This window comes from Enterococcus raffinosus, assembly GCF_018917525.1.
Taxonomy (GTDB): Bacteria; Bacillota; Bacilli; order Lactobacillales; family Enterococcaceae; genus Enterococcus_A; species Enterococcus_A raffinosus_A.
Genome location: NZ_JAHLOS010000004.1, coordinates 19,652 through 37,681, shown reverse-complemented (window position 1 = coordinate 37,681; position 18,030 = coordinate 19,652). Strand labels below are relative to the sequence as shown.

The window sequence follows — 18,030 nt, the reverse complement described above, 5'->3', positions numbered from 1 at the left end:
TTTTATGATGTGTTCAGTATACGGGGCACTTTTCTAAAAATAAACAGATACCGCTTACAACTCAACTCGTTTCACGATTTGAAACACGTTTCATGATGCTTATGCCATAGAAAAAGGAGTTTCCAAGATCGGAAACTCCTGATAACTTTGACTAGCGGATTCGTTAATAACTAAAAAATTCTATTTAGAAAGTAACTCCTTGATCGTTAATTGGATAACGTGGTCAATTAATACTGGGTTTCTCGTTCGGTAAGGCCATGCCCCACCTTCAAAAAGTGTATACAGCTGATCATCTACCGCTGTAATTTGTTCGACATACGGCGGTGTGTCAATTGAAAATTCCGCGTCCTTAATCGAGAAAAATTTATCCACCTTATTCAGGTTAAAGAAATAGATTTTTCCTGGACGGCCAGGTCCCCAAGACTGAGACATTAATAAATAATCTTGATAAAAGGTCAATCCTTGAATCATATCCAACGTTTTCCATGAACCCAAGGAACGAGCAAATTAAGAAGAAGGAACAGGTGTCAAACCTGAATGTACCCTTTCTCCTTGATCAAAACTAGAGATCTTTTCATGTGAAGCAATCGTTAACTCACCCTGATCATTTAGACGATAAGTCGCCATGCGTCCATATTCATTCAACGTAAAATAGCCTACAACTAAAACACCAGAAGTATAGGTCAGCGCAGAAGCATGAGAAACTTCTCTTAATGATAGTTGCTGATGGTATGAAATGACACTGTTCTTTTTAAGCTGATAGGCTTCTAATTCCTTCAAATCAATAGAGGCCAGACCGGCAAGCGGTCCACCCGTTGTGACCCACACCCGCTGATGCTTTGGATCATAGGCTATCCCGCCAAGATGCGGCCGTCCCGGTAAGACGACTGTCTTAATATAACGATGGGTTTGACGATCTAATAGGTAAATTACGGAATGATCCTGATGATCGTGACTGTAGGCTGAGATCAAAAGATAATTTTCTGTTACGGCAACTCCCTGCGGTGTCATCGTACGACTATTAGCAATCCCATTCGTTACCAGATTAAGTGATTTCGCCTCATACAATCCAGGAATCTTATACATACCAAAATCAGTATTCTCCTTCTTGTCAGAAAATGCCGCCTGATAAAAATGAGGATAGCGCTCGAGCGATTCCTTCTGCTGTTCGATAGTCAGTCCCTGATGCGCTGCTTCTGCTTTTACAGGTAAAAATAAAAAGAGAAGGAACAAAAAAATGATTTCATAGTTTTTATTTTGCATTGTAGATGAGCTCCCTATTTTAGAGATACGATACTCTTGTTAACAAAACTTTAGCAAATAATCTATTAAACGACAATTAAAGCGATGCAACGTTCCCGAAAACAAAAACGAGTCTCCCATTTCTAACAGAAGACTCGTTCTAACCTTATTTAATTTCGTTATACAGCTACATCGATTGACTCTTTGATGCTCTCTTCGCTTGATTTCTTCTCTCCCTTCGTTCGTTTTCCCCGATTGACGATCGCTACTTGCATCACGATACATAAGAGCATCAGTAAGCCGACAAAGATCTTTGTCCACCATGAGCTGAGCGTGCCCTGAAAATCGACCATCGTCCGGATCACTCCAGTAATCAAGACACCAATGACCGGTCCGATCAGTGAACCAACCCCGCCTGTCAGCAAAACACCACCGATGACACAGGCCGCAATCGCATCCATTTCTAGTCCCTGCGCATGCAGCCCATAACCAGATAATGTGTAGAAGCTAAACATGATGCCAGCTAACGAAGAACTAAAACCGCTTAATGAATAGATCATTACTTTCGTTCGATCTACTGGAAGCCCCATCAACAATGCCGACTGCATGTTGCCGCCCATGGCATAGACAGTCCGCCCGAATTGAGTGAATCTCGACAAATAGATACATGCGACAACGAAGACGATCGCGATCAGCACATTTAGAGAAATAAAGTAGCCCGGTAGCAAATAGACCTTAAATTGCGAAAGCTCATAAAAAGTATTGTCCGTGATAGGAATCGACTCGATGGAAATCAAGTAGCAAACTCCGCGGGCAAAGAACATACCAGCCAGAGTGACGATCCATGGATGCATTTTGAAATATTGAATCAGAAAGCCTTGAACCGTTCCAAAAATGAGCCCAATCACTAAACAGATCGGAATGACTAGAAAAGCATTCATGCTACCCTTTAATAATGCAGCGGCGATCATCGAAGTCATCGCGATTACCGCGCCGACAGATAAGTCGATTCCACCTGTTAAGATTGGGAAACAAATCCCGCAGGCCAATACGATCAAATGGGCATTGTTGATAAACAGATTCAAGATCACTCGTAGTGACAAAAAGCTAGGATACATGATCGAGCCAGCTAAAAACAAGAGTAAGAAAATACCAATAGATGCCAGCAATGGAACATTCAAATTACCAATTTTAATTTTCAACAGAGACACCTGCTTTCCGTTTCTGTTTCATCGCTGCCGACCATTCCTTCATTCGTTCAGAAGAAAGCAGCACGACAAAGATCACTACGATGGCTTTGACGACCATGATCGTCTCTGACGGAATCCCGAAGGTAAAGATGGTCGTACTCAATGTTTGAATAAACAGTGCACCCACAACAGTCCCGCCAAGATAAAATTTCCCGCCATCCATTGAGGTTCCGCCTAACACTACGGCTAAGATCGCATCCAGCTCCAACATCAAGCCATTATTATTTCCATCTGCGCTGGAAACATTCGCGCTATCCATCATACCGCTCAATGCTGCCAGTACGCCGCAGATTATGTAGCAGATCCAAAGAACCTGCCGTGTATTGATCCCTGCATAACGAGCCGATTGCTCATTTATACCAACCGATTCGATCGACAATCCTAGCGAGGTTTTTCTTGTTAAAAGATAGACAGCAGCAACGATCAAGCCCATCAATATTGCTGGAAAAGGTAGACCTAAGAAATAGCCGCGACCGATAAAGGAATAGGAGGTCTTACCTAATGTTAAAATCTCGCCGCCAGAGATAATCTGGGCGAAGCCACGACCGACTGTCATCAAAATCAACGTCGCGATCATTGGCTGGATATTCAACTTTGCCACTAAGAACCCATTCCATACCCCGCAGAGACAGCCGACCAGTAAGCCAGCAGCAATCGCCGCCACAACTGGTGTTCCGATCGTCAATAAGTAGGCTGCCACCATCGCTCCTAATGCATTGACTGAACCAACCGAGATGTCGATCCCGCGTGTCGCGATCACTAGGCACATTCCGATGGAGACAATCACCAAGGAAGCCCCGCGATTCAATACATCGATCATACTGCCATATAAATGACCGTTATTGATCGACAATTTGAAAAAGTTCGGTGAAAAAATTAAGTTGAACAATAAAATCAGCAGCAAACCGACGACCGCCCATAGTTCTTTGCGCTTCAATAATCCTTTGAGTTTTTCCATTACGATACCTCCCCGGCGATAGCGCTCATAATATTTTTTTCAGAAATGGCTTCTTCAGCCAATTCGGCCACTGAGAACCGATCTCTCAAGACAATGATTCGGTCACAGCAGCGCACCATCTCCTCGTACTCGGAGGAAATAAACAGGATCGACATGCCTTTTCGTGAAAGAGACAAAATCAAACTCTCAATTTCTCTTTTAGATCCGATATCGATTCCTCGTGTCGGCTCATCTAAAATCAAAAGTTTGGGTTCTGTTACCAGCCAACGAGCCAACAGCACCTTTTGCTGATTCCCTCCTGAGAGTTCTCCAACTTTTTTATCTGCATCTGGTGTCTTTATGTTCAACAACTCAATATATTGTTCGGCGATCTCCTGCTGTTCTTTGAAGCCGATACGCTTCCAGCCGCGTTTCGCTTGTAAGGAAACGATAATATTCTCGCGAATACTCAGATCTGCCAGAATCCCTGAAACCTTTCGATCCTCTGAACAGAAGCCGATGTTTTCTTTGATGGCCTTTTGCGGATACATTTTTTTGATATGAGCATTCTCGATATAAAGCACGCCATCGTCGAATTCTTCAGCACCAAACAAAAGCTCTGCTACTTCACTACGTCCTGAACCAAGCAGACCGGCCAAGCCTAAAACCTCTCCCTCACGAATCTTCATTGAGAAATCACTGATCACTCCTTTTTTTGTCACATCCTTCATTTGGACAAACGTTGTTTGCGAATATTCATCAGCTTTTCTGAATGCCCGTGAATTTTCATCCTTGAATTCCTGCCCAATCATTTTTGTTACAAGGTCGATCTGACTCAACTCATCTGCCAAATATTCTCCGATCCAACGGCCATTTCGCAAAACAGTGATACGGTCAGAGATCGCGTAGACCTGATCCAAAAAGTGTGTCACAAACAAAATCGCCATGCCATTCTTCTTCAACTCGCGAATGATTCCAAATAATTGCTCTACTTCATTGCCATCCAAGCTAGATGTTGGTTCATCTAAGATCAACACGCCAGACGACATATCAACTGCTCGTGCGATCGCGATCATCTGCTGCACCGACACCGAATAGCTGTCTAACGTCTGCGTGACATCCACATCGATCTTCAGAGTTTCAAGTAAATTCTTCGCATCAAGATTCATTTTCTTCCAATCGATCGTTCCCAGTTTTTTTGGCTGGCGGCCGATGTAGATATTTTCCGCAACGGTCAGATTCGGACAAAGGTTGATTTCTTGATAAACTGTACTGATACCTGCTTCTTGTGCTTCCTGCGGTGTTTGCGGTTCGATCTCTTCGTCATTTAGAAGGATCGTGCCGCTAGTTTTTGGATAGACGCCGGTCATTACTTTGATCATAGTCGATTTTCCAGCGCCGTTCTCTCCCATCAAGGCATGTACTTCGCCCTTGCGGAGATTAATCTTTACATCATCTAATGCCTTTACTCCAGGGAATTCTTTTGAGATATGCTCTAGGGAAAGGACGATTTCATTTTCCATGGGGATTCCTCCTATAAACACTGTTCCGATAGATTAAAAAGGAATAGAGAGACCTCTATTCCTTTAAAAGTATTAGTAAGGTCGTGGTAAGTTTTCTTTTGCATTCTCACTATCAAAGATGCCGTTTTCAACAAATACTTCCTTCTCAACTTTTTCGCCTTTGGCTAATTTCTTGGCGGTCGCGATGATATCCTCACCATAAAGTGGGCTACATTCTACGACACAATTGATTTTTCCATCGACTACTTGCTCTAAGGCATCGTTCGTTCCATCAAATGAGATAACGGTAATATCTTTACCTGGAACTTTTCCTACTTCCTCGATTGCTTGGATCGCACCCATAGCCATGTCATCGTTTTCTGAGAAAAGCACATCGATGTTATCGCCATTAGATTTCATGAAAGCTTCTGCGACTTCTTTGCCTTCAGCACGAGTAAAATTACCTGATTGCTGTTCAATGATCTTCCAATTTTTATGCTTCTTGACACCTTCAGTGATTCCGGCTGTTCGACCTACTTGCGCGGAAGATCCTGTTGTTCCTTGCAGATGAGCGATGTTTAAGGCTTCGCTTTCTTTACCGTCCGCCTTCATCTTGTCTTCTAGCCATTTGATTCCACGTTCGCCTTCATCTTTCGAATCTGTTCCGATCCAAGCATTGTACAAATCATCGATCTTCTTACCTTTCATCTTGCGGTCTACGATCAATACAGGAATATTTGCATCCTTTGCTTCGGTTAAGACGGTTTCCCAACCTGTTTCCACAACCGGAGCAACTGCGATCACATCGACACCTTGTTGAATAAAGTTACGAATTGCTGAGATTTGATTTTCTTGTTTTTGTTGTGCATCAGAAAATTTTAAGGTGACATCCGGATCGCTTTTCGCTGCATCTTGAACCGATTTCGTATTGGCCGTTCGCCATTGACTCTCTGCCCCCAACTGAGAAAAACCAATCGTGATTTTTTCGTCTTTGTTCTTTTTTGCACCAGAATCATCTGTAGAAGCACTTCCGCCCCCACATCCAGCTAACAATGTACCAAGGATCGTTAGTGACAAAAACGCGCTGACCAATTTTTTCTTCTTCATTACTTTCCCTCGCTTTTCTTTTGATGAGTTAATCATAAGTCAAAATTGCAAACGCTACCACGAATCATTTATGGTGATTTACTTAAAATAATTCAGCTTTTTAACTTGATCTATAAAATAGATAAAAAAGAACCTTGATTATTTTTAGGGAGTTCCTATAAATATTTCTGATACGCTATCTTTGCTTTATTATTTTTCATACAATATAAATAGGAAATGATGCGATAGAAGGAGGAACCATAATATGAAAAGGTTTTCGTTCTTAGTGCTGGTGCTTTTACTACTAACCAGCTGTACTGCAAGAAACTCCCCCTCATCAAATGAAGAAAAAAAACAATATGTGATCGGATTTTCTCAGATCGGCGCAGAAAGCTCCTGGCGAGAACGCAACACTGAGTCTGTCTTAGAAGCAGGAAAAAAAGCTGACTATAAAATCCTTTACGAAAACGCGAATCAAAGTCAGACCGAACAAATCAAAGATCTCCGTTCCTTCATTGCTTCTCGCGTGGACTTGATTATTTTGACCCCTATCGTAGAAACTGGCTGGAAACATGTTTTGGAGGAAGCAGCCGATGCAAATATCCCTGTCGTTATCAATGATCGACTGATCTCGAAAGAAGACTCTCATCTTTACAAAACATTTGTCGGTCCAGATGTTCCGATCCAAGGAATCCAGACCGCAGATTTCCTAAAAACGAAATACAAAGATGTGCAGGAACCAATTAATATCGTGGAAATCCAAGGAAGCAAAGATGCCTCGCCAGCGATCAGCCGACATGATGGTCTTGTGGAAGGATTGAAGGACGATCGACGGTTTCATCTAGTTGCTTCGGTTCACGGCGACTTTATGCTTTCAAAAGGTCGGGAGGCAATTAAAAATGTAGCGAAGTTCCATGACCTCAAACAAGTTGATGTGATTTATTGTCACAATGATGACATGGCTGATGGTGTCGTCTCCTATTTAGAAGAAACAGATATCAAACCGGGCAAGGATATCACGATTTGCAGTGTTGATGGACAGCAAAGCGCGATAGATCTGCTGAAGGCCGGGAAGATCAATTGTGTGATCGAATGTGATCCGAATATGGGCGAAAAACTATTTGAAGTCGTCGTGGCTGTCTTAGATGGAAAAGACGTCCCTAAAGAAAACTACACGACAGGACGCGTGTTCTCCGAGTATTCAGATTTGACTAAAATCGATGAACGAGGGTATTGATCATGAAGCGAATAAGTATTGGAAACACCCTAGACTATCACTATAAACTGGTGATCCTCTTAGCCATTTTGCCGATGGTTTTGATCAGTATTTTCTTTATGGTGAACATCTTTCAATATCGACAATCGATTGAAAATGTCAACGATGTAAACAAGATGAATTCTGAAATGTCTACCAAAATAGACAATTCCGTCTTTTATTTGATCACCGGTAAGCCGACAAGAATGCAGGACCCGACCGAATTGATCGTTCATTATCAAAAAGAGCTGGACAAATTGAAGGATAGCTCTCCCTCTTTCGATCAACAGCAGACATTAGATATCGCCAAACGCATTTTAGATACTGATCGACACTACGTAAATACGATCAAGGAAAATATCGCAGCAGAAAAACCGATCAGCGACAGTGAAGCGATCTTAGTTGAGATTCGAAACGTCAATGTTCTACTGAAGGATACGCTGCAGGAGTTTGTGACCGGTGAGATCAACTTATCAAATAAGAAGAGCAATCAGATTTTCCAAACAATTATCATCTTGATATTCTTAGAGATTTGCTTAGTGGTCATCCTTGTTATTATCATCACTCGAAATAAAAAAAATTTGAATGCGCGCATCAAGGTTCCTATGGATAAGCTTTTGACCTCACTCTCTGAGGTTTCTAAAGGCAACTTAGATACTCAAGTGGAAAGCTCTGAGATCGTTGAATTCGATATTTTATCCTCGGAGGTCAATCAGATGACGACTCAGATCAAAGCACTATTGGAGCAAAATGACCGCAAACAACAGGCGATTGCAAAAGCCGAGTTAAGGGCTTTGCAGGCTCAGATCACTCCGCATTTTATTTACAACAGCTTAGACGCAATCATTACTTTATCTGAATTAGACGAGCCAGAGCGCGTCATTGAAACGACACTAGCCCTTTCAAACTTCTTTAAGCTGACACTCAATAATGGAAATGATTGGGTCACAGTCAAACAGGAGATCGAACATGTTACAAGCTATCTGCAAATTTTAAAAACTCGATATGGCTCGATCTTGGAGTATCAAATCACGATCGATCCAAAAATTGAACATGTCAAAATGCTTAAAATGATTCTCCAGCCAATCGTGGAAAATGCAATGTATCATGGGATCAAACACAGCCGCCAACGTGGAGTAATTCATATCAATGGCCGCCAACAGGGGGAAAGTCTAATCTTTGAAGTCACCGATAACGGAGTCGGGATGACCACCCAGCAAATTGAGACCCTGCAGAAAAATATCCGAGAACTAGACCCTACTGGGGTAACAGGCGGCTATGGACTTTATAACATTTATCGCAGATTGCGTTTGTATTTTGGAGAGACCGCTGAGCTGAAAATCGACAGTCAAGAAAATCAAGGAACGACCGTCACAATTATTTTACCGCTTAAAACAGATGTCTTTGTAGAGAAGAGGGACGAAAATGCTTAAGGTATTTATCGCAGAAGATGAAGAAATCATTCGTTTATCCTTACGCAAGCAAATTGCCAAATTAGAAAAGGAAAGCGATGTTCAATTTGTCGGTGAAGCCAGCGATGGTGATATGGCACTTTCTATGATGCAAGAGCTGAAGCCGGATCTACTATTAACAGACATACGGATGCCCTTCATGAACGGCTTAGATCTCGCTCGCTATGCCAAAGAAATGCTGCCTTGGCTCCATGTAATTATCATTAGCGGCTATGATGATTTTGCCTATTCGCAGGAAGCCATCGCCATCGGTGTCGATTCCTATATCACCAAACCAGTTACTACGACCGAACTGACTAACGCCATCAAGACATCTCAAAAACAGATTCAGCAAGAACGCGAACGACAAAAACAGCCGGATCAAAAAAATAAAATATTGCACTTTGAATACTATAAAGAGCATTTTTTTCACCATTTAGAAAAGAGCGGCTATGAACCTAGTGAACTAATCGAGCGTCAAGAAAAGCTCAACTTCAACTTATTAGGTCAATACCTAACCGCCCTTTACGTCAAATTGCCTCAACAGCATTTGAATGAGCAGAACTATCAGTATTTAGTATTACGTTTAAATGAAATCTTTGGTTCGGATAAAAATGTGTTATCGGTGGTCTATGACACGCTGATCATCAAGTGTTTAGTGAGTGCTGCAACCGAGTCCGACTCAATGGATAAAGCCTATTATGCCGCTGATATTTTGAAATACGAGCTTCAAAGTATTAACGAATCTGCCTTCGTTATCGCGATCGGCTATACCTCTAATCGTTTGACTGAGCTTCGAAATAACCTATTAATCACGCAGCAATTCGCAATAGATAGTCTTACTCCATTCAATGGTAAAATCATCCGTCTTGCTGATACCCTAAATGTCGAAGATACAGGTTTTGTTTTACCAGATAAAACATTACTGAATCTTAATCTGGATTTTCACGTGACTGAATCCATTGATCTGATTTTGGACGGCTTAGAAACAGATAATGGCTTCTCTTCCTCCTATGCTTATCAGACCGCCCAATACTTGATGAAGTTCTTAGAAAAACTTGATACCACCCAAGGAAAAAAAGTCTTAGCAGAATACCAAGAATCCGATCTTGTTTTAATCAGCAAGACGCCTTCTGTTTATCGTCTTCTGATGGAAGTTCTATTAACAGCCATCAAAAATGGCATAAAAGAAAAAAGCTATCATAGTAAGAATCAAGAACATCCTGTCGTCACAGCTGTATATAAAGAAATGCTGGAAAACTACTCTGATCCAAATCTTTCCTTACAGATGTCCGCAGATAATGCTGGCGTCAGCTTGACCTATCTAAGTACGCTTTTTTCGCAAACAAAAGGCAAGAATTTTATTGATGCTCTAACGGAGATTCGACTGAATCATGCGAAAGAACTCTTAATAGATACCGATCTTTTAATTACTGCAATCGCTTTTGAAATTGGCTATAACGATCCAAATTATTTCAGCTATCTCTTTAAAAGAAAAATTGGCATTTCGCCAAAAGCATTCCGGGCAGAGCACAATAAATAAGCACAAGAAGAAAACCAAGTTCTTCTTGTGCTTATTTTATCATCACCAACTAATACCAATCATCCATCATTTCTAGTGTCATAATCCCATCATCCACACCCATTTCGAGTTGCTCTCGAATCTCCGGCATAGCTGATTCATTCACTTCCCCAGCTGCAATCAAAAATTGATAGAACTTCTTCATGGATGAGCCGGCCTTCTTAACCGCACTTTCACTGATCCAGACATTTTTTCTAGCTCCCCAACTAAAAAAGTCGCTAATCACCTCAAAAGTAGATACTGCTAGATCATAGCCATAAAAAATTAAATACCCGCTCAGATAATCTTCAATATTAGCTACATGTTTATTTACCGTCTTCTTTGTTAATTTTTCATGTTGTTCAAGGTATTGTTTAAATGCAGCTAAAACTAAGCGATTGTTCGCCAATGCAGCTTCATACTCTTCATCAGAAAAATCAACTACTTTGAAATCAGCTAGGCTTTTCCAACTTTTTTCTACCAAATATTTTTTCTCTACATCTTCTTGCGAAAACTCACGAAGAACAAAAGGCTTCTTAAAAACTTCTCGTAACTTATCTAGCGGACGCTCGCTTTTATAAAAGGAATCTGCTAAGTAAAGACTAAGCTTAACATCCACCAGCATATTCAAATTAAACGTTCCATGATACTCCATGGATGTAATCATGTTATTAATGATCCCAGTAATCACATGATTATATCCTGCACTTACCTCTATATCACCAGCCAAATCAAGATATTCAGCAATTTTTGCTTGAGAGATTCCAGCAGCCTGGAATACTTCTTCGATTGCTGCAAGAATAATTTCCCCTAACTGCTTCTTAGTTTGAGCGTCAATTCCGATCAATACAATCGGAAAATATGTCAAATCATTAACCAATAATAAAACTTTCTTTCGTTTAACATTGAAGTAATTCGCATGCCAAGAAAAAAGCGGATTCTTATCCGAAAAACTTCTCGCCATTTTTTTATCCGCCACTTCAGGTAGCTGATTAAATAAAGGTAATGCCTTCTTCGCTGGATTGATAATCATTTTCGCACCTCGCCTAATCATTCATTAAACACAGTGTTAGTATAACAAAAAATGAATCCTGAGTTACACCATTTTTGGTAAATACAAAAAACGAGCTTTCCCATAATAGAAAGCTCGCTAAAGTCTGTTTGAACAGAATTTTTATTTTTCCTCTGCGTTGGCGTCTTTGAGACCGTATTTCTTGTTGAAACGATCGACACGTCCATCTGCTTGAGTGAATTTTTGACGTCCAGTGTAGAATGGATGAGAGTCTGAAGTTACTTCGACACGGATTACAGGGTAAGTGTTTCCGTCTTCCCATTCAACTGTTTCTTGTGAAGATTTAGTAGAACCTGACAAGAATTTGAAACCTGTAGTTGAGTCCATGAACACAACTGGATGATATTCTGGATGAATTCCTTGTTTCATAGTTTTTTTCGCTCCTTTGCCCTGAATCATTTGCTGGTTCAGAGTTATTTTTGCAATTTGCAACATGAATATACTATCATGAATGATTCGACAATGCAATTATCTTTTTTGATTTCTTCGAACGGTTTTTCCACCGAATGAAACGTCTTTGAAAGCTTTGAAAACTTGGTCGTTATTCTTTGTCTTTTTCAGGAAATTGACAAATTGTGAGGTATATTCTAATGAGTCGCCTGTCATGTTATTACGCAGCTTGAAGACCTCTTCAAGACGAGACGGCGCCATTAATAATTCTTCCTTACGTGTACCTGATTTCTTGATATCAATAGCAGGGAAGATTCGACGTTCAGATAATTCGCGAGATAATTGTAATTCTAAGTTCCCTGTTCCCTTGAATTCTTCATAAATCACGTCATCCATCCGACTACCAGTATCAACTAACGCGGTCGCCAAAATCGTCAAGCTTCCGCCTTCTTCAATATTACGGGCAGCACCAAAGAATTTTTTCGGCTTATACAATGCAGCTGGATCGATCCCGCCGCTTAATGTCCGACCGCTTGGGGGAACAACTAAGTTATAAGCACGTGCCAAACGAGTAATACTATCCATCAAGATGACCACATCACGCTTGTCTTCGACTAAACGCATCGCCCGTTCTAGCACTAATTCCGAAACACGCGTATGATTTTGCGGCTGTTGATCAAAAGTTGAATAAACCACATCGCCTTTGACGCTGCGTTCTAGGTCAGTCACTTCTTCTGGACGTTCATCAATTAAGAGGACGATCAATTCAACCTCGGGATAGTTATCAGTTATACCATTGGCGATTTCTTTCAGGATGGTTGTTTTGCCGGCTTTAGGCGGTGCAACGATCAAGCCGCGTTGTCCAAATCCTACCGGTGAGAAGATGTCGATCATTCGTGTAGACAAACGACCGGGAGTTGTTTCTATAACTAACTGCTTTTCAGGATAAAGTGCCGTTAGCGCAGGAAAATGTGGGCGCTCTTTGGCTTCTTCTGGATCTTTGCCATTAACGCTTTCCACATGCATTAATCCATAATAACGTTCTGATTCTTTGGGCGGACGGGCTTTTCCTGCCACCTTGTCTCCGTTTCGCAACCCAAAACGACGAATCTGTGAGGAAGAAATGTAGATATCTTCCGCACTCGATCCATAATTGATTGGACGTAAAAAGCCGTAGCCATCTTGCCCAACAATATCCAAGACTCCTTCCATATAAAAGAAGCCTTGCTTTTCTGCCTGCGCACGAATCACAGCCAGCGATAATTCCTTCTTATTCATTTGACTATAATAAGGAATTTTAAAGTCTTTTGCATAAGCATAAATTTCTTTTAGCGTCTTGTTTTCAAGTTCCGCCATTGTTAAATAATCGCTCATTATTCCGCCTCTTCCTCGTCGATCATTTCGATAGTAGCACCAAGAGCTGTCAGTTTGTCAATAATATGATCATAGCCTCGTAAAATGTATTCTACATTAAAAATCGTCGTTTTGCCTTCTGCCATTAATCCAGCGATAACTAAACAAGCCCCGGCACGTAAATCAGAAGCCACTACTTCTGCGCCGTGTAATTTGTTCGAGCCGTTTAACACAATTAAATTGCCCTCTACGCGGGCATCAGCGCCCATACGGACTAATTCGGGTATATGATTGACCCGTTTGGAATAAATCGTATCAATGATTTCAGCCGTTCCTTGAGCTTTTAATAGCAGCGGTGTGATTGGCTGTTGTAAGTCCGTAGCAAAGCCTGGATATGGCGATGTCGTAACGTCGACTGTTTTTAAATTCTTAGATGGCAGCACTTCAATACTGTCTTCTGAGATATTCATTTCCACGCCAATCTCTTCTAGCTTTGCGATAAAGCTTTCAATGTGCTCATAGATCACATTGTGAACAGTTACGCCTTCGCCCATCGCAGCAGCCAAGGCCAAATAAGTCCCTGCTTCGATCCGGTCAGGAATAATTGAATGAACACAGCCATGTAATTCCTCGACTCCTTCAATCCGAATCTCATCCGTACCCGCACCACGAATCTTCGCACCCATATTATTCAATAATGTTGCAACATCAATAATCTCTGGCTCACGGGCAGCATTTTCGATGATCGTCTTGCCTTTGGCTTTTACTGCAGCAAGCATCACGTTGATCGTCGCACCAATAGAAACCACATCCATAAAAATGCGATCCCCACTTAAGCCATCTTCATCTGTTCGTAAATAAATCACGCCATGTTCATTTGAAACTTCTGCGCCTAAACTCTCAAAGCCTTTGATATGCAGGTCAATCGGACGAGGCCCTAAGAAGCATCCACCGGGTAATCCTACAACTGCTTCACCGAATTTACCCAACAAAGCACCCATGAAATAGTAAGAAGCACGTAAAGAATTGATTTTACCACTTGGCATCGGGATCGATACGACGTTACTCGGATCAATCACCATACGATTATCTTCAAAAGACACTTTTGCTCCCATAATCTCTAGAATCTCGATTAATGAATGCACGTCTTGGATGTCTGGAACACCTTCTAAAGTTACTGGCGAATCCGCCATAATTGCTGCTGGAATTAATGCGACCGCGCTGTTTTTCGCGCCGCTGATTGTAATATTTCCTGATAATGGCTTTCCACCATGAATTTCGATTTTTCTCATTTATTTTCACCTAATTAATTATTTTGAAGTTTATAGACCATTATCCATTCTAGCATATTATCGCCTGTATAAAAAGGAAGCTTTCTCAAATCTCACAAGAAAATAAGCAGCTTTTTCATGCGCCATTAGGATTCGATTATCAGAGAGCTAATTTTTGTCTTCAACCATTCTTACTTAAATAAAATTATTTGTTTTTTTAAAATTTTCAGTTTTAATTTATGTATTCAAAATGAGTTAAAAATCATTTTTTTCATATCAATCATAAAAAAGATAATTTCGTAAAAATCTACAAAAAAAAGCCTCGAAGCAATTGCTCCGAGACTAAAAGAATCTAATTAAGCTTTGTTTGCTGAACCGAACCAGTCAATATGTTCTTCAGCATCTTTAACGATTGCAGCAACACCTGGTGCTAACAATTTACGAGGGTCAAAGCCTTTTCCTTCTTTATCTTTGCCAGCTTCGATGTATTCACGAGTTGCTTTAGCAAATGATAATTGGAATTCAGTGTTAACGTTGACTTTAGAAACACCCATTGAGATTGCTTTTTGGATTTGTTCTTGAGGAATACCTGATCCACCGTGTAATACTAAAGGAACATCAGAACCTACAGCATCAGCGATCGCTTGTAAGTGGTCAAATGCAAGACCTTTCCAGTTTTCAGGGTATACGCCGTGAATGTTACCGATACCGCATGCTAAGTAGTCGATACCTGTAGCAACCATTTGTACACATTCGTCGATGTCAGCTAATTCACCAGCACCGATGATTCCGTCTTCTTCACCACCGATTGAACCAACTTCACACTCAACAGAGATACCTTTAGCGTGAGCTTTTTCAACAACGTCTTTAGCCAATTTTAAGTTTTCTTCAAATGGAAGATGAGAACCATCAAACATGATTGAAGTGTAGCCAACTTCGATACATTCTAAAGCAGCTTCATAGTCACCATGGTCTAAGTGGATTGCAACTGGTACAGTGATACCCATTGAGTCTACTAAATCAGTGATGATGTCTTTAGCAACTTTGTATCCGCCCATGTATTTTGCTGCGCCCATTGAAGTTTGGATAAGAACGGGTGCTTTTTTAGCTTCTGCAGCTTTTAGAATAGCTTGAGTCCATTCTAAATTGTTTGTGTTGAATCCACCAACTGCATATCCGCCTTTACGTGCAGCTTTTAAGAATTCTGCTCCTGATACTACTGGCATAAAAAATTCCTCCTAAGGTTTTTTACTATTTGGTTAAGCCATGCTTAACTAACGTGTTAATTCTATCAAAGTTTTCCCATCTTTGCTACTGCTAACCATCCGATAAAACCTTTACATTTCAACTTTTTTGCTTTTTTAATACAAAAAACTGAAAGGCGTCTATGCCTTTCAGTCAAAATTACTATTTTGCTTCTTTACTTTCCAGTGACGCACCTACAAAGGCTTTGATCAATGGTTGAGGACGATTAGGGCGTGAGATCAATTCTGGATGGAATTGACAACCCACGAAGAATTTGTTTTCTGGAATTTCAACAATTTCAACCAGACGATTGTCAGGAGAAACACCTGAGAAAACGAGTCCCTTATCTTCAAATAATTGGCGGTATTGGTTGTTGAATTCATAACGATGACGGTGACGTTCTTGAATCACCTCTTCGTTTCCATACGCAGCAGCAGTTTTGCTGCCTTTTTTCAATTTACATGGATACAAACCAAGACGTAACGTTCCACCTAAGTTTTCAACGTTTTCTTGATCCGCCATCAAATCGATAATATTGTTTGGTGTGTCTGGCACTGTTTCTGCTGAATCTGCTTGCTCCAAGCCAGCCACATTGCGGGCAAATTCTACACATGCCATTTGCATCCCTAGACAAATTCCTAAGAATGGCACATCATTTTCACGAGCATAACGAATCGCTTCGATTTTCCCTTCGATCCCACGATCGCCAAATCCGCCAGGAACCAAGATACCATCCGCATCGCCTAGCACTTCTGCAACATTTTCTCGTGTAACATCTTGAGATTGAATCCATTCCACTTCGATATCTGACTCATAAGCAAAACCAGAATGTTTTAATGCTTCAACTACAGAAATGTAAGCATCTGGCAGTTCCACATATTTCCCAACTAAAGCAATTTTGACCTTCTTCTTAAGGTTCAGAACTTTTTCTTCCAATGCACGCCATTCCGTCATATCAGCTACAGGTGCATCGATTTTTAAATGATCACAAACGATTTGATCCATTCCTTGTGCTTGTAACGCTAAAGGAATAGAATAAAGAGTTTCAACATCGCGAGATTCAATCACTGCTTCTGGCGCTACATCACAGAATTGAGCCAATTTATTCTTGGTACTTTGAGAAACCGGTGATTCTGTACGGACAACTAAAATATTTGGTTGGATTCCCAAACCACGCAACTCTTTTACGCTGTGTTGTGTCGGTTTGGTTTTCATTTCACCCGCTGCTTTTAAGTAAGGGATCAATGTAGTATGGATATACATTACATTATCCGCGCCAACTTCTGCTTTCATTTGGCGCAACGCTTCTAAGAATGGCAAGGACTCGATATCTCCAACCGTTCCGCCGACTTCTGTGATGATCACGTCTGAGTCTGTCATCTTCGCCGCACGCATAATTTTTGACTTGATTTCATTGGTGATATGCGGAATTACTTGGACGGTTGCGCCTAAATATTCACCTTTACGTTCTTTGCGAATAACCTCTGAATAGATTTTTCCTGTCGTTACGTTGGAGTATTGATTTAAGTTGATGTCGATAAAACGTTCATAGTGACCTAAGTCTAAGTCCGTTTCAGCACCATCATCTGTTACAAAAACTTCTCCGTGTTGGTAAGGACTCATCGTACCCGGATCGACATTGATATATGGATCGAATTTTTGAATGGTCACTTTCAATCCTCGATTTTTAAGCAAACGACCTAAAGATGCTGCTACGATCCCTTTGCCTATTGATGAAACTACGCCGCCAGTTACAAAAATATACTTTGTCATAAATGAAAAAACTCCTTCATACTAATTTGCAGGAAACGTCTAGAAAAAACAAAGAAAGCTCCCTATCCAATCGAATAGGGAGCTTTGAATTTACTAAACACTTGACCCTTCTAAAAGGGTGCCCAAGCAATATAATAGCGACACTTTGAGAAAATGTCAACTGTAATTATTCGTTGCTTACAGTTCTTTAATCAAACAATCTTCCGAAAAAGCTCTTCTTTGGCTTTGATTCAACCGTTTCATCGTCATTTTGAGACGAATATTTTTCTTCGATGTCGATAATTTCTTGATTCACCGCATGATCGGTCACTAATAATACGCCAATACTATCTTCTGAGTCAACAGTGGCATCATTAACGATCGTGAAGTCAACAGAATTTTTAGAAGCTAGCGCGATAAACGCATTCTGCAAATTCCCATCAACCGCCCCATTTATCAACAGTTTCCCTTCAGGATACTTTTGGATTTCCGAAATCAGGTGTTCGCGATCCTGTTGATTTCTCATCTCTTTTATCGTCATACTTGCAAAACATCGTTCACGAAAAGTCCCTAAATATTTTCTTTGTTCATCAGGATTGACGCGTGCCGCTCCAAAACGACCTTTGTCTAAATATTGTTGTAATTCATCTTTTGCCATCTTTC

Annotated in this window: 16 protein-coding genes; 3 read left to right on the top strand and 13 right to left on the bottom strand. The window is 40.8% G+C overall.

From position 1 onward, the window contains the following. Positions 1-180 precede the first annotated feature (180 nt). The 6 genes from KQI58_RS22560 to KQI58_RS04235 all read right to left on the bottom strand — a co-directional run bounded on the left by KQI58_RS22560 (position 181) and on the right by KQI58_RS04235 (position 6,038). Positions 181-471, bottom strand: a complete 291-nt coding sequence (locus KQI58_RS22560; RefSeq protein WP_253295779.1) for a hypothetical protein — start codon at positions 469-471, stop codon at positions 181-183. A gap of 36 nt (positions 472-507) precedes the next feature. Further along, positions 508-1,263: a YncE family protein gene (locus tag KQI58_RS04255; protein ID WP_253295778.1), complete on the bottom strand. Its 756-nt coding sequence runs from the start codon at positions 1,261-1,263 to the stop codon at positions 508-510. Between the two features lie 158 nt (positions 1,264-1,421). Then, positions 1,422-2,444, bottom strand: a complete 1,023-nt coding sequence (gene yjfF / locus KQI58_RS04250) for a galactofuranose ABC transporter, permease protein YjfF (protein ID WP_253295777.1) — start codon at positions 2,442-2,444, stop codon at positions 1,422-1,424. Beyond that, complete coding sequence (locus KQI58_RS04245) at positions 2,434-3,450, bottom strand: ABC transporter permease (protein ID WP_216406753.1); 1,017 nt, start codon at positions 3,448-3,450, stop codon at positions 2,434-2,436. The genes yjfF and KQI58_RS04245 overlap by 11 nt, the downstream gene beginning before the upstream one ends. Continuing rightward, the gene (locus tag KQI58_RS04240; RefSeq protein ID WP_216406751.1) at positions 3,450-4,952 is read right to left on the bottom strand and encodes a sugar ABC transporter ATP-binding protein; all 1,503 of its coding nucleotides are present in this window, start codon (positions 4,950-4,952) and stop codon (positions 3,450-3,452) included. The genes KQI58_RS04245 and KQI58_RS04240 overlap by 1 nt, the downstream gene beginning before the upstream one ends. 72 nt (positions 4,953-5,024) lie before the next feature. Beyond that, on the bottom strand, positions 5,025-6,038 hold the full coding sequence (locus KQI58_RS04235) for an ABC transporter substrate-binding protein (RefSeq protein ID WP_216406749.1): 1,014 nt from the start codon (positions 6,036-6,038) through the stop codon (positions 5,025-5,027). A gap of 244 nt (positions 6,039-6,282) precedes the next feature. Between KQI58_RS04235 and KQI58_RS04230 the strand changes: the two genes are divergently transcribed. From KQI58_RS04230 to KQI58_RS04220, 3 genes are read left to right on the top strand one after another with little or no spacing between them, the layout of a single operon-like run. Further along, on the top strand, positions 6,283-7,254 hold the full coding sequence (locus KQI58_RS04230; protein WP_216406747.1) for an ABC transporter substrate-binding protein: 972 nt from the start codon (positions 6,283-6,285) through the stop codon (positions 7,252-7,254). Between the two features lie 2 nt (positions 7,255-7,256). After that, positions 7,257-8,705: a sensor histidine kinase gene (locus tag KQI58_RS04225; RefSeq protein WP_216406744.1), complete on the top strand. Its 1,449-nt coding sequence runs from the start codon at positions 7,257-7,259 to the stop codon at positions 8,703-8,705. Further along, a complete protein-coding gene (locus KQI58_RS04220; protein ID WP_216406742.1) occupies positions 8,698-10,266 on the top strand; it encodes a response regulator transcription factor in 1,569 nt (522 codons plus the stop codon). The genes KQI58_RS04225 and KQI58_RS04220 overlap by 8 nt, the downstream gene beginning before the upstream one ends. A gap of 49 nt (positions 10,267-10,315) precedes the next feature. Here KQI58_RS04220 and KQI58_RS04215 read toward each other — a convergent pair whose 3' ends face one another. The 7 genes from KQI58_RS04215 to KQI58_RS04185 all read right to left on the bottom strand — a co-directional run bounded on the left by KQI58_RS04215 (position 10,316) and on the right by KQI58_RS04185 (position 18,025). Continuing rightward, a complete protein-coding gene (locus KQI58_RS04215) occupies positions 10,316-11,317 on the bottom strand; it encodes a DUF6933 domain-containing protein (protein WP_216406740.1) in 1,002 nt (333 codons plus the stop codon). 141 nt (positions 11,318-11,458) lie between these two features. Continuing rightward, positions 11,459-11,725: a type B 50S ribosomal protein L31 gene (locus KQI58_RS04210; protein ID WP_071861118.1), complete on the bottom strand. Its 267-nt coding sequence runs from the start codon at positions 11,723-11,725 to the stop codon at positions 11,459-11,461. A gap of 99 nt (positions 11,726-11,824) precedes the next feature. Further along, positions 11,825-13,120 carry a transcription termination factor Rho gene (gene rho / locus KQI58_RS04205; protein WP_216406738.1) on the bottom strand — a complete coding sequence of 432 codons (1,296 nt, stop codon included), beginning with the start codon at positions 13,118-13,120 and terminating at the stop codon, positions 11,825-11,827. Continuing rightward, positions 13,120-14,391 (bottom strand): UDP-N-acetylglucosamine 1-carboxyvinyltransferase, encoded by a 1,272-nt coding sequence (locus tag KQI58_RS04200; RefSeq protein WP_216406736.1) that lies wholly within the window; start codon positions 14,389-14,391, stop codon positions 13,120-13,122. Before KQI58_RS04200 ends, rho begins: the two co-directional genes overlap by 1 nt. A 335-nt stretch (positions 14,392-14,726) precedes the next feature. Further along, entirely contained in the window at positions 14,727-15,596 is an 870-nt protein-coding gene (locus KQI58_RS04195) for a class II fructose-bisphosphate aldolase (RefSeq protein ID WP_048718717.1), read from the bottom strand. A gap of 181 nt (positions 15,597-15,777) precedes the next feature. Further along, positions 15,778-17,388 carry a CTP synthase gene (locus KQI58_RS04190; protein ID WP_216406734.1) on the bottom strand — a complete coding sequence of 537 codons (1,611 nt, stop codon included), beginning with the start codon at positions 17,386-17,388 and terminating at the stop codon, positions 15,778-15,780. 187 nt (positions 17,389-17,575) lie between these two features. Continuing rightward, positions 17,576-18,025 (bottom strand): YueI family protein, encoded by a 450-nt coding sequence (locus tag KQI58_RS04185; protein ID WP_216406732.1) that lies wholly within the window; start codon positions 18,023-18,025, stop codon positions 17,576-17,578. Between the last annotated feature and the right edge of the window lie 5 nt (positions 18,026-18,030).